Consider the following 12,645-nt stretch of genomic DNA (forward strand, 5'->3'; position numbering starts at 1 on the left):
CGCCACGCACAGCCCGGAAGCGGAGGCGGCCCCCATGGAAGGGGGGCGGTGGAAGCGGTGGACGGCGGGATGTGATGATGTCCCCAACGCTACGGGGAGGAAGCGATCGTGGGGTCCCTCGCGGGCAGCGGGCTGCCCCCGGATGACGTCGTCGTCTCCGCTCTTCGGGCGGGCGACGAGGAGATGTTCGCGACGCTGCTCGACACCTGGGCGCGGGGCATGCTGCGGGTGGCCCGCTCGTACGTCTCCACCGACGACTCCGCCGAAGAGGTCGTGCAGGACACGTGGCTGGCGGTGATCGGCGCCATCGACGGTTTCGAGGGCCGCTCGTCCGTGAAGACCTGGGTCTACCGCATCCTCGTGAACACGGCCAGGAAGCGCGGCGTGCGCGAGAGCCGTACACTGCCGTGGAGCGCCTTCGAGCGGGACGCCGGCACGGTCGCCGATCCCGCCCGGTTCAACGGGGTCGACGCGGCCCTGCCGGGTAGTTGGAAGGAGGCACCCGCGGCCTGGCCGACGCCTGAGGGGCAGGCGCTCGCCGCTGAGGTGCGGGGCCTGATCGGCGAGGCGCTGGCGACGTTGCCCCCACGGCAGCGCATCGTGATCACGCTGCGCGACGTGGAGGGATGCACCTCCGAGGAAGTGTGCGAGATCCTGGAGATCTCCGCCGTCAACCAGCGGGTGTTGCTGCATCGAGCCCGTGCGGCGGTCCGAGAACTGTTGGAGAGTTACTTCGAGTCGGTGAAGCGGCCAGAATAGGTGAAACGGTTCAATACGCAGAAGGTAAGGCGGTTAACGTCGTGAAGCGGTTCACGTGCGGCGAACTGGTGGAATCCATCACCGCCTACCTCGACGACGCCCTCGACCCGCCCGCCCGCGCCGGGTTCGAGACCCACGCGGCCTGCTGCGACGACTGCCGGCGCTACGTCCACCAGTTCCGCGTCACCATCCGGGCGGTCGGCGACCAGCCTCCAGAGAAGTTGTCGGCCCGCACGCGCGAGCGGCTGATGTCCGCCTTCAAACAGCGGCGACAATCCTGACCATTTCCCCGTAACGCTCGCGCTGCCGGCGGCTCTATAGAGCCATGCGCCACGTGAGGGCAAGACGATGATCGGGCTCACGGCCGAGGGCTCGCCGCTCAGAGACGCCTCGGAGGTCGGAGACTACGCGGGCCGGTGCTTCCGCTCCACCGGTGACGACCGGGTGGGCGTGGAGCTGGAGTTCCTCGTCTTCGACCGCACGTCGGCCGCCCGCCACGTCCCGATGGACAGGGTCGAGCGGGCGTTGCCGCCACTGCCCGGCGGGAGCCGGGTCACCTTCGAGCCGGGCGGCCAGCTGGAGTTGTCCGGCCCGGCCGGCTCGCTGGCCGGCGCGATCGACGGCCTCACCGCCGACGTGGCCGCCGCCCGCCAGGCGCTGGCGCGCGACGGCCTGGTGCTGGCGGGCGTGGGCCTCGACCCGATGCGCCCGGCGGTACGACAGTTACAGCAGCCGCGGTACGACGCGATGGCGGAGTTCCTCGGCCGGCCGTACGGGGCGCTGATGATGTGCTCCACGGCGTCCATCCAGGTCAACCTGGACCTGGGGGAGCAACCCCGGACACGGTGGGAGCGGGCGCACCTGCTCGGCCCGGTGCTGACCGCGGCCTTCGCCAACTCGCCGCTGAGCCGGGGCCGGCCGTGCGGATGGATGTCGGGCCGCCAGGCCGTGTGGGAGCACCTCGACCCCACCAGGACGGCGCCCGTACCGGTGTCCGCCGACCCGGTGGCCGATTGGGCCCGCTACCTGCTCGACGCCCGGGTCATGCTGGTGCGGGAGGACGAGGACCGTTGCCGCGCCGTCCGCGACGGCTCGACCTTCCGCGACTGGCTGGGCTCGCGCGAGCGCCCGCCCACCGCGGAGGACCTGGCCTACCACGCCACCACGGTGTTCCCGCCCGTGCGGCCCAGGGGCTGGCTGGAGATCCGTTTCCTGGACGCCCAGCGTACGGCGGACTGGCCGGTGTGCGTGGCCGTCACCCACGCCCTGATCAGTGACGACCGCACCGCCGACGCCGCGCTCGCCGCCGTCGAGTCCTGCCTGGGACCCCGGTGGCGGCGAGGGTCCGGGCCGGAGCGGGCGACGTGGGCGGCCGCCGCGCACCGCGGCCTGTCCGACCCCCGGCTCGCCCGCGCCGCGGACGCCTGCTTCCGCGCCGCCATCGAGGCGCTGCCCCGCCTGGGCGCCACCCCCGCCCTGATCGGCGAGGTGGCGGCGTTCGCCGACCGGTACGTGACGACCGGCCGCTCCCCGGCGGCCGACCTGATGGACCTGGTGAGACAACCGGGGCGGCGCCTGCCGGCCTGGCTGACCGACGAGGGACAAAGTTGACTTCCTCCCCACGGCCGAAGCCGAGGGTCTCTAGCGAAGGAGCAGCCTTGACGAGCGACTTCAAGGAACGCATCGCGAACGATCTGCTCGCGGTGCGCAGCCGGTCCCTGACCTACACGGAGGCGGACGACGACCTGCTCGTACGCCAGCATTCACCGCTGATGTCGCCCCTCGTGTGGGACCTCGCGCACGTCGGCAACTACGAGGAGCTGTGGGTGTTGCGCGAGGCCGGCGGCATCACCCCGCTCAGGCCCGAGATCGACGACATCTACGACGCCTTCAAGACCCCGCGCAAGGACCGCCCCAGCCTGCCCTTCCTCGGACCGGCGGAGGCCCGCCGCTACATCGAAGGGGTGCGCGGCCGTGTCCTCGACGTCCTGGACACCGTCGACTTCGACGACCCCGCGCCGCTGCGCCGTGACGGCTTCGTCTTCGGCCTGGTCATCCAGCACGAGCACCAGCACGACGAGACCATGCTGGCCACGCTGCAACTGTCGAAGGAACCCGGCCTGGTGCGCGACGGGCACCTGCCGCCGGCCCGCACCGCCGGACGGGACGAGGTGTTCGTGCCCGCCGGCCCCTTCCTCATGGGCACCGACACCCAGCCGTGGGCCTACGACAACGAGCGCCCCGCCCACCGCGTCGACCTGCCCGGCTACTGGATCGACCGGCTGCCCGTCGGCAACGGCGCCTACGCCGCGTTCATCGAGGACGGCGGCTACCACGATCCCCGCTGGTGGACCAGGGAAGGCTGGGAGTGGCGGCAGCGGATCGGCGTCTTCGCCCCGCTCTTCTGGATCCAGGACGGCGGCGCCTGGCACCGCACCCGCTTCGGCCGCACCGAGCCCGTGCCCATGGACGAGCCGGTGCAGCACGTGTCCTGGTACGAGGCCGACGCCTACGCCCGCTGGGCGGGCAAGCGGCTGCCCACCGAGGCCGAGTGGGAGAAGGCCTGCGGCTGGGACCCCGAGGCGGGCCGTGCGCGGAAATATCCGTGGGGCGACCACGAGCCCACCCCCGACCTGGCCAACCTCGGCCACCGCGCCGCCCGGCCCGCGCCGCTCGGCGCCTACCCGGCCGGCGCCGGCGCGTACGGGACCGAGCAGATGATCGGCGACGTGTGGGAGTGGACCGACACGTGGTTCGGCGGCTACCCGGGTTTCCGCAGCTTCCCGTACCGGGAGTACAGCGAGGTCTTCTTCGGCCAGGAGTACCGCGTGCTGCGCGGCGGCTCGTGGGCGGCCGACCCGGCGGCGATCCGCACCACGTTCAGGAACTGGGACTACCCGATCCGCCGGCAGATCTTCACCGGGTTCCGCTGCGCCCGTGACGGGGAGCGGGCCTAGTGTGCCGGCACGCGGCCTGGCTCGGCGCCCCCCGCGCCCTGGCCACGCTGATCCACGAGCCCGAGCACGGCCTGCTCGCGCAGTCGTACGCGCCCCGGCGGCAGCGGCACGGCACGGTCAACGCCGACGGCTTCGGCATGGGCTGGTACGACCCCGCCCGCGCCGAGCCCGTCCGCTACCGGCGTGCCATCCCGATGTGGGCCGACGCCAACCTGCCCGCGCTCGCCCAGGTCGCCCGCTCGGGCTGCCTGCTGGGAGCCGTACGGTGCGCCACCGTCGGCATGCCGGTCGAGGAGAGCGCCACCGCGCCGTTCACCGACGGCCGGTGGATGCTCAGCCACAACGGCCGCGTCGAACGGGACGCGGTCAGGGCGCTCGCCGACGGCGCCGAGAGCGCCTGCGACTCCGCCTGGCTCGCCGCCGCCGTCTTCCAGCGGCTGCGCGCCGAGCCCGACCTCGGGGAGGCCCTCGCGGAGGTCGTCGCCCACGCCGGGGAGAAGGATCCCGGTGCCCGCCTGAACCTGCTCGCCTGCGACGGCGAGTCCATCGCCGCGACCGTCTGGGGCGACACGCTCTTCCTTCACCGTCACCAGGACGGCGTAGTCGTGGCGAGCGAACCGCTCGACGACCTGCCCGGCTGGCAGGCCGTGCCGGACCGCAGCCTGCTGCTCGCCTCGTCCGAAGGCGTGCGCGTCCAGCCCATGTGACCCTTTCCTGAGGAGGCACCGTGCCTGTCAGCCATTCGACCGTGCGTCTGATCAACCATCTCGACCTCGACTACCTGCGCTCCTCCCTCGAAAACGATGTCAGGACCGGTTTGACGTCGACGCCGAAGTTCCTGCCGCCCAAATGGTTCTACGACGAGGTCGGCAGCGACCTGTTCTCGGAGATCACCAGGCTGCCCGAGTACTACCCGACCAGGCGCGAGCTGGCCATCCTGCGGGGACATGCCGCCGAGCTCGCCGCCGCCGGCCGTGCCGACACGCTGGTCGAGCTGGGATCGGGCACCAGCGAGAAGACCGTGCTGCTGCTCGACGCCCTCACCGCGGCCGGCACGCTGCGCGGTTACACGCCGGTCGACGTGGACGCGGTCACGCTCGCCGCGGCGGCGCAGCGGCTGGCCGAACGCTACCCCGGGCTGGCCGTCCGCGCGGTGTGCGCCGACTTCGAACGCCACCTGCGGCTGCTGCCCCGCACCGGCCGGCGTATGGTGGCCTTCCTCGGCGGCACGATCGGCAACCTCGAACCCGACGCCCGCCGGGTCTTCATGAAGGAACTGCGCGGCACGCTCCGTCCCGGGGACACGTTCCTGCTCGGAGCCGACCTGGTGAAGGACAGGAAGCGGCTGGTCGCCGCCTACGACGACGCGGCCGGGGTGACGGCCGCCTTCAACCGCAACGTGCTGCACGTGATCAACCGGGAGCTGGACGCCGACTTCGAGCCGGACGCGTTCGAACACGTCGCCTGCTACGACGAGGAACACGACTGGATCGAGATGCGGCTGCGGGCGTCCCGGGCCATGCGGGTGCACGTCGCGGCGCTCGACCTGGACGTGGACTTCGCCGAGGGGGAGGAGACGCGTACGGAGATCAGCGCCAAGTTCCGCCCCGACGGCCTGCGCGCCGAGCTGACCGCCGCCGGCTTCACCGTCAGCCGCTGGTTCACCGATCCCGCGGAGGACTTCAGCCTGCTGCTGGCCGAGGCATGATCGGCAAGGCGTGGCGGGCGGCACGATCCGTCGTGCCGCCGGGCCATCTCGACGCGGCAGGCTGCAACGTACCCAGCGACCGGGTGTTCGACGCGGTCGTCGGGCACCTGCGGCTCGAACGCGAGCGCGGCGGCTACGTGGCCGCCCCCGACCTCACGGAGCCGAAGGCTTTCCTGGCCACCCTGGTCGGCCAGGAAAGCCCGTCTTCCGGCGGCGTGGCGTTCGTCGAGAGCGGCACGGCGGCCATGGCGGCGCTGCTCGGCGGCTGGCGGCTCCCACCGGGCAGCCGCGTCGGCTTCGCCCGCACCGAGTACGGCAGCACCCTGATGCTCCTGCGCCGCCTGGCCGCCGACCGCTCCTGGACGCTCGTCGAACTGCCCGTGGACACCGACTCCCGCCTCGACCTCGCCGGCCTCGGATCCGCGCTCGCCGCGGGACTGGACCTGGTCACCCTGGTCCACATCGCCTCCCACCGGGGCGTCGTCCAGCCCGCGCGGGAGGCCGGCGCGTTGTGCCGCGCCGCCGGGGTTCCTCTGGTGCTGGACGCCTGCCAGTCCTTCGGCCACACGGACGTGAGCGGGGTGGGCGCGGCCGCCTACGTGGGCACGTCCCGCAAGTGGCTCGCCGGCCCGCGCGGCGTCGGCTTCCTCATCGTGCCCGGCCTCGCGACGGATATGGACGCCGCCGCCCCCGCACTCGGCGGCCATGCGTGGGCGGCGGACGGCAGTCCTGAGCCCCTGCCGGGGGCGATCCGCTACGAGGGTTCGGAGGGAGCGATCGCGTCCCGGGCCGGGCTCGGCGTCGCCGTGCGCGAATATCAGGAGCTCGGCCCCCTGGACGTGCACGAGCACGTGGTGGAGCTGGGCCGCACGGCCCGGCACCTCCTCCACGGCGCCGGCGGCTGGCAGGTGGCCGAGCCGCTCGACGAACCCTCCGCCATCGTCACCCTCCGGCCTCCGGCGGGCGACTCGGCCGAGGTCGCGCGGGCCCGGGCAGCGGAGGCAGGACTGCTCGTGGGGGTCGCACCCGTCGCCAGGGCGCCGCTGGACCTGCGAGAGCCCGTGCTCCGCGTCTCGCCCGCCCCCGGCACGGAGGCCGAAACCCTGCACACGCTCGCCCGCGTCCTCAGCGCACCCTAAGGACCGGCCCGGCCGCCCGCGTGCCGACCGCCGCAACGCTCCCACCAGCCGGACGCCGACGTTGAGGAATCCCGTCCGATCCAGGTGATCGGACGGGATCCCGTCAATGGTCCGTCGTCCTCCGGCCGCGTCAGTAACCCCTCACCCACAGCTCATGGGTACGCCAGTCGCCCGGACCGGCGACCGAGGTCCAGCAGGTGAACCCGCGCCATGCGCCACCGTGGACGCCGTCCCAGCCGGCGGCGATGCATTGGCTGCATGAGGTCGTCCCGACGAAGGCGCGGGCGTAGACGTATCCGTCGCCCGGGAGGCGACTTGAGCAGCTGTCAAGGATCGCTGCGGACGTCCGCGCCTGCCAGGAGCCCGAGGCCGCGGCCGCCGGGCGCTGCTGCGCGGTGGCCGGCGTCGCGACCAGGCCGGCGCCGATCAGCGTCAGCACGCTCAGCGTCAGGACCCGGAGGCCGGTCGGCATTCTCTTACGCATGGGCTTGCTCCTTCACGGTGTCACCGGACGTCTTTGCAGGCGAGCCCCACGGATGGACCTGTCGGGGCATTCGCGAGATCCCACCCCTCCGCGCATGCCTTGCCGGCTCCCTTGCCGACCGTTCTGATGGACGGATCGAAGTCGATCTCCGAGTAGCGGTTGACGCCAGGTCCCCAGATGTGAACATGGCCGAAGAAGCCGTGGCCGCTGCCGGTGATGAAATACTTCGAGGCGTTTCCGGTCAGCGTGACGCAGGTTTTGACGCTGCATCCGTGAGCGTCCATCGGGGCGACCGTTCCGTCGGGAACGAGGCGGATGCACACCTGACCGCTGCAGGTGTACTCGGTGGACTGCTGCGCCAGCGCGGGGCTCGCGGTCGCGGCCGCTGCCGCGACGAGCGCAAGAATCATGCTCAGGACAACGAAGAGTCTGCTTGTCCGTGCTCCGATTTTCTGTGCCATGGTGCGGGTTGCCTCCCAGGTTTCCGTCTTTTCGCGATCAAATTTTCGCCCGTGGCGCGGACGGCTGATCACGATGGTGCGGCGTGCGGGAACAACGGCCACGGTTCCCTTTCACGCCAGGAGTGCCGGATTCGGTGGCGTACGGGCTCACGGCCATGCGCCGATCGAATATCTCGTGGGGGAGCCGAGTGCGAGACTTTCGCCGGGCTTCAACTCGATTCCACCGGTGCAGTTGCTGCTCGCCGCCAGTTTCTGAGGCCAGCTCGTCCGGTTGTACGCTGAGCGATATCCGGGGATGATGACCTTGCAATCACCTGGCTGGACGCGGAGGACCCGGTACATGAGCCCGTCGAAATTCGGCCCCGTCCACACACACATGTAGCCGCCCGGGCAGTCGTCGATACCTTCTTTCGCGACCGCCTCCGCATGGGCCGTCGTCACGGGCGAGACCGTCGCCGGCAGCCCCAGTGCGACGACGAACATAAGCGCCGCTCCGACCTTCTTCATCTGCAATGCGCCCTCCTGGAATTGGCTGTTGAACCGACCCTTCGAGCGAAATCCTCCTCGGTTGTTCTCATTCCACCGCCGATTCTCTAGGGCCCGCTCGGCATCAACCAGGGCAATAACCGGACACTTGCCGGACACTGACCGGACAGGCGGAATACTTCGTACGCCGGACGAAAACGATCGCATGCGATCGTCGTCATCACGCGTCGCGGTGCTGGACGGGGCTTCGTGTCCCCGTTGATGATCGCTCCCGGCACTGGCGGCGGCCTGCGCGGGGCCGCATACTGGGCGTGGCGGATCAGCCGAAGGAAGAGGACGGATGAACACGCGTTCCGGGGCGGGCGACCGCCTCACCGCCCTGGGCACGCAGCTGCTTGAGGTGCACATCTGGCTGCGCGAGATGCTGGACGACCTCCAGGACGGCATTGACGACTACTTCGACGGCAAGGGGCTGCCGCCCCGCGACCTGCGCGCCCACTGCCTGTCCTTCTGCACGGCGCTGGCCCGTCACCACACCGGCGAGGACGCGGGCGCGTTCCCTGCGATCGCCGAGGAGTTCCCCGAGTTGCGCAAGGTGCTCTCCGACCTGCGCAGCGACCACAACCAGCTCGACTGGCTCATGGGAAACCTGCGCAAACTCCTCGAATCCCTCCCCGAGCGGCCGGACCCGGCCACGGCCGTCAAGGTGCGCGAGGAGGTGGGGGCGCTGTCGGCGGTGATGCAGACGCACTTCATCTACGAGGAGAAGAAACTGGTCTCCGTGCTCAACTCGATGGACGTGCCCGAGTGGCGCGACAACCGGCCCGGCTTCCTGCTGGTCGACGATGAGGACGACCCCGGGCCTTCCGCTCGGTGAGGCGAGCGACCACGTACCGTTCAGGCCGCCCTCATCCGACGGCTAGGTGATCTCGCTATGGACGTTGACCGGTGTCTTCCAGGGCTTCGTCAAGTTCCAGCTCCCGGTACGCCGGACCGTGGCCGTCGGCCAGCTGCCGGCACCCGACGGGCTCGACACTCAGCTCGGCCGGCTGTACGAGGGCGTCGAGCTGTCACACGGCGAGTGGCAGCGGCTCGCCCCGGCCCGTTCCCTGAGGCGTCCCGATCGGCTCGAATCCCCTCCTGGCCAGGATCAATCCCGCGCACGGGCCCCGGTTGAGCGCACTGCCATGCGAGCTGGTCTGGGTGTCCGCACACCACCACGGGCAGGCCCTGCTCCATCACGTCGATCCCCGCCGGGGCCTCGGCGACGCCGACTACGCCGTGCTGACCGAGCCAGATCAGCCCGCACGTGAGGATCGACCTGCTCGGCCCTGTAGAGCGTCGCATCCAGAGATCCATGGGCGTCTGGGATGACTGGTGCTCCAGGGGCGGCAGGTTCGGACACGAGCGCGTCGTTTCGCTAATCTCCCGGCCTATGGCTGAGATGTTCACCTTTGAGGCTAGAGGGCTCCATGAGGACGCCGTCGACACACCGGTCCTTCTTCAGACCATGAAACGGGCCGCGACGGCTGTCGGCTGGACGCTCGAAGAGGAGAGCGACGAAGACTTCAGAATGCGCAAGGAAGACCTGCCAGCCTGGGTGAGCCGGTGCGGCGATGATCGGCTCTGGGAGGTGGGCGTCATGGACTGTGACCTGTCCTGGGCCAACTCGCGGCCTCACCGAGCCGGCCAGTCATGGCTGCTCGAGCTCATACGCGCGCTGTTGCTCGCGGCACCCCCCTACGTCGCGGTCACCGGCTGGGGGGAGGAGTTCGCCTTCCCCGAGGAGCCCGATGCCTCGGTGCCCTACACCCTCAGCCACGTAGGTTCGGTGACGTTTCTCGGCGAGCGGTACCTGGCGACCCACCTCCCCCAGCTCAACAGGGCGGCCCTGCCCGTGAGGTTCCACCGCGAGCTGGCCGGAGGCCTGCTGCTGGTCGCCGACGACACACTGTTGCGTTCGGACGAAGACGGCCACCGCGACGAGTTGCGTGCCCTCCTCGGTCTCCCTCCCGCTCCCAAGCCTCCGTCCTACTAGGAGTTCCGGCATGCCCATGGACGAAAACGCCGTCCTGCGCTTCCAGGCGCTCATGCTGGACGACGAGACCACACCGTGGACCGCCGCGCGAGTCGCCGAGGTCCTCGCCGCCCTCGGGGACGCGGGTCTGTCCCCTGTGCACGAGGCGGACCCCGCTCAGTGGGCCGCCGACGTCAGCAAGATCCATCGCTTCTCCGGCGCCTCGGGGTTCTCCGTGCTCCACCTTGACGGGTCCGGAGGCTGGTCGTGGGACACCCCGTACGCCACGTTGATGGAGAACCGGCACAAGGCCCGGCCGGAGGCCATCCTAGAGCTCGTTGACGCCGTGCGCGCCATCACCAGGACGGCGCCGCCCTACTACCACGGCCGCACCTTCTACGCGCCGAACCAGAGGATGCCCTGGTGGGCGCACACCCGAGGGCAGTTCGAGGTCGAGGACGTCGCGGCCGTCCAGTTCTTCAGCGGCCGATATCTGGCGGCCCATCACTACGGCCGGCCGTTTCGCGAGCCTCCAGGCAGCTCGGATGAGCTGGCCGGCGGCCAGCTCATCGTCGCGGACGTCAAGCGCTTCGGTGAGTTCGACCTCAGAAGCCTTGACGCCTTCTGGCTGGACCTGCAAATACGCAACCGGTGCTGGGCCGGCCTCGGCCGCCCCGGCCGTTCCGCCCTGGATCAGGTCCGTCTGTTCCTCGCCACCTTGGTCGCCGACGCATCGGGCCTCGACGAGGTGCGCGCGAACGTGGCCCGACTCGCGGAGGTCGACCCCGAGACCGTCGAGCGCGGTGCACGGGCCCTGGACGACCTGCTCGCCGCCCCGCCGGCCGACGGCACCCTCGCCTGGCTGGTCGCCTGGGACGCCAACACGGTTCTGGACGACGACACCTCCGACACCGTGGCGGCCCAGTGGCTGCGGGAGCTGGCCGAGGTTCTTCGTGAAGTTCTCGCCCACGTCCCCGGCCTCTCGAACAAGAATGTCTAGCGATGCGTGGGTTCGCGTCCATCCCCGGCACACATCCCAGCCGGATTGTCAGCAGGAGGTAAAGCGTTCATCGCGTCTCGTTCGCCGGCCGGCGACGCACTGACCTTGGCGTCGGGATAGGCAGCCGCTGGGCGTCGTTCGTTCCGGCCACTGAGTAGCGTGACCACGTCGTTGGCGGGCATCTGAAGCGATCTTCGTGTTCTTGTTGCCGTCCTTGGTGCGCGACGACAGCGTGGGCATGTCCATGGAACGGCGTGATGATGTCTCGGTGATCGGGGAGGCGTTGCCGCGGTCGGCGCTGGTGATCAGCGGGCTCTCTGGCCTGGCGCGCGAGCTGTGCCGGCGCCGATCGGCCGCTTCAGAGATCCCTCAAGGTCCGCGGCGACCACGTTCCAAGCCACCGCCGGCAGTCCCTGCACGCGCATCTGCGGCCGGCCCGGACTCGCTGCTTTCCCCGGATGACCCTGGCCGGGAGTTCGTCCAGCCACTCCGGCAATTCCCGAAGGGCGTTGTGGGCCACGTCGAACTTCTTGAGAGCGGTGAGCTTCCGCAAGGACTCCGGCAGCGTGGTGAGAGCGTTACCCCGCAGCAGCAGCCGCTTGAGGGAGCGAAGATCGCCCAGCGACTCCGGCACGTCGGTGAGAAGGTTGTGCATGACATCGAGGTATCCGAGTTCGGGTAGCCCGCCCAGCGACTCCGGTAGCGAGATGAGCGCATTGCCGTCGAGGCTCAGATACCTCAGGGCGGGCAGATGTCCCAGCGACTCCGGCAACGAGCCCAGAGAATTTCCCGTCAGGTCGAGATGCGTGAGCGAGGCGAGCCGCCCTAGCGTCTCCGGCAGCCTGGTCAGGGCATTCCTTCTCAGGTCGAGGTTGTTGAGCGAGGACAGGTTCCCCATAGCCTCCGGCAACTCGGCGATGGCGTTTCTGTCAGCGCTGAGATGCTCCAGCGCCGTGAGGTTTCCCAATGATTCCGGCAGTGCAACGAGCTTGTTGTCCGTGAGGGACAGGCCTTTGAGGGAGGTGAGGCCGCCCAGTGAGTCCGGTAGCTCAGTGATGCTGTTGCCATAGACATTGAGGTAAGTGAGGGAGGTCATCCGCCCCACGAATTCCGGCAGCTCGGTCAGGCCGGTGCCCTGCACCCACAGGCTGCGGAGCGACCTGAGTTCCACCAGCCAGTCCGGCAGCTTCCTGACGTCGTTCGCCGGCAGGTCGAGACGCTCCAGGACGGGAAGGTCCCGCACGCACTCCGGCACTGCGGTGAGACGGTTCCAACGCAGGTCGATGCGCGTGAGAGAACTCAACTCTCCCAGCCAGTCCGGCAAGTCGGTCAGAGCGTTGGTGTTGACGTTGAGAGACTCAAGCGACGTGAGGTTCCGCAAGGACTCGGGCAGGCGAGAGAGTGCGAGTCCGGAAAGGTCCAGTTCGCGCGCTCCCTCGCGCAGCGCCCCTTCAATACGCGCTGTCGCTTCCGTCGTCACCACACACCCCGTTGACACGATATTCCGGACATGGATCACGGGAGGCTAACACGATGCCGAGTGCGCGGCATCCGCGCTGCGCTGTCAACGACGGCCGAATTCGGGCACAGGGCGAGGGGGATGCTCGGCGCGCTGCCAGCCTGCCGGTACGTCA

At 70.0% G+C, this 12,645-nt stretch carries 14 protein-coding genes; 10 read left to right on the forward strand and 4 right to left on the reverse strand.

Annotated features, from left to right (window positions below):
• Nucleotides 1-108: 108 nt before the first annotated feature.
• The 7 genes from E1294_RS18815 (at nt 109) to egtE (ending at nt 6,563) form a co-directional block, all read left to right on the forward strand.
• Nucleotides 109-759 carry an RNA polymerase sigma factor gene (locus E1294_RS18815; protein ID WP_246083103.1) on the forward strand — a complete coding sequence of 217 codons (651 nt, stop codon included), beginning with the start codon at nt 109-111 and terminating at the stop codon, nt 757-759.
• A 41-nt stretch (nt 760-800) separates the two neighbouring features.
• Nucleotides 801-1,040, forward strand: coding sequence for an anti-sigma factor family protein (locus E1294_RS18820; RefSeq protein ID WP_132509818.1), 240 nt, complete (start codon nt 801-803; stop codon nt 1,038-1,040).
• A gap of 67 nt (nt 1,041-1,107) precedes the next feature.
• On the forward strand, nt 1,108-2,370 hold the full coding sequence (gene egtA, locus E1294_RS18825) for an ergothioneine biosynthesis glutamate--cysteine ligase EgtA (RefSeq protein WP_132509819.1): 1,263 nt from the start codon (nt 1,108-1,110) through the stop codon (nt 2,368-2,370).
• Between the two features lie 47 nt (nt 2,371-2,417).
• Nucleotides 2,418-3,716, forward strand: coding sequence for an ergothioneine biosynthesis protein EgtB (egtB, locus tag E1294_RS18830; protein ID WP_220447816.1), 1,299 nt, complete (start codon nt 2,418-2,420; stop codon nt 3,714-3,716).
• Nucleotides 3,716-4,423 (forward strand): ergothioneine biosynthesis protein EgtC, encoded by a 708-nt coding sequence (egtC, locus tag E1294_RS18835; protein ID WP_132509821.1) that lies wholly within the window; start codon nt 3,716-3,718, stop codon nt 4,421-4,423. The genes egtB and egtC overlap by 1 nt, the downstream gene beginning before the upstream one ends.
• Before the next feature lie 20 nt (nt 4,424-4,443).
• Nucleotides 4,444-5,424, forward strand: coding sequence for an L-histidine N(alpha)-methyltransferase (egtD, locus tag E1294_RS18840; protein ID WP_132509822.1), 981 nt, complete (start codon nt 4,444-4,446; stop codon nt 5,422-5,424).
• Nucleotides 5,421-6,563 carry an ergothioneine biosynthesis PLP-dependent enzyme EgtE gene (egtE, locus tag E1294_RS18845; protein WP_132509823.1) on the forward strand — a complete coding sequence of 381 codons (1,143 nt, stop codon included), beginning with the start codon at nt 5,421-5,423 and terminating at the stop codon, nt 6,561-6,563. Before egtD ends, egtE begins: the two co-directional genes overlap by 4 nt.
• A 130-nt stretch (nt 6,564-6,693) precedes the next feature.
• On the opposite strand, the gene E1294_RS18850 is transcribed toward egtE, so the two are convergent.
• From E1294_RS18850 to E1294_RS52795, 3 genes are read right to left on the reverse strand one after another with little or no spacing between them, the layout of a single operon-like run.
• Nucleotides 6,694-7,047: a hypothetical protein gene (locus E1294_RS18850; protein ID WP_132509824.1), complete on the reverse strand. Its 354-nt coding sequence runs from the start codon at nt 7,045-7,047 to the stop codon at nt 6,694-6,696.
• A 20-nt stretch (nt 7,048-7,067) separates the two neighbouring features.
• Entirely contained in the window at nt 7,068-7,610 is a 543-nt protein-coding gene (locus E1294_RS18855) for a hypothetical protein (protein WP_132509825.1), read from the reverse strand.
• A gap of 45 nt (nt 7,611-7,655) precedes the next feature.
• The gene (locus tag E1294_RS52795) at nt 7,656-8,015 is read right to left on the reverse strand and encodes a peptidase inhibitor family I36 protein (protein ID WP_165977360.1); all 360 of its coding nucleotides are present in this window, start codon (nt 8,013-8,015) and stop codon (nt 7,656-7,658) included.
• 319 nt (nt 8,016-8,334) lie between these two features.
• Between E1294_RS52795 and E1294_RS18865 the strand changes: the two genes are divergently transcribed.
• From E1294_RS18865 to E1294_RS54600, 3 genes are all read left to right on the forward strand, one after another.
• Nucleotides 8,335-8,871 (forward strand): hemerythrin domain-containing protein, encoded by a 537-nt coding sequence (locus tag E1294_RS18865; RefSeq protein ID WP_132509827.1) that lies wholly within the window; start codon nt 8,335-8,337, stop codon nt 8,869-8,871.
• 432 nt (nt 8,872-9,303) lie between these two features.
• Nucleotides 9,304-10,032: a hypothetical protein gene (locus E1294_RS18870; protein ID WP_132509828.1), complete on the forward strand. Its 729-nt coding sequence runs from the start codon at nt 9,304-9,306 to the stop codon at nt 10,030-10,032.
• A 10-nt stretch (nt 10,033-10,042) separates the two neighbouring features.
• Entirely contained in the window at nt 10,043-11,011 is a 969-nt protein-coding gene (locus E1294_RS54600; RefSeq protein ID WP_220447817.1) for a hypothetical protein, read from the forward strand.
• 358 nt (nt 11,012-11,369) lie between these two features.
• Here E1294_RS54600 and E1294_RS18880 read toward each other — a convergent pair whose 3' ends face one another.
• A complete protein-coding gene (locus E1294_RS18880; protein WP_165977361.1) occupies nt 11,370-12,491 on the reverse strand; it encodes a leucine-rich repeat domain-containing protein in 1,122 nt (373 codons plus the stop codon).
• Nucleotides 12,492-12,645 lie beyond the last annotated feature (154 nt).

The organism is Nonomuraea diastatica, assembly GCF_004349015.1.
GTDB lineage: Bacteria > Actinomycetota > Actinomycetes > Streptosporangiales > Streptosporangiaceae > Nonomuraea > Nonomuraea diastatica.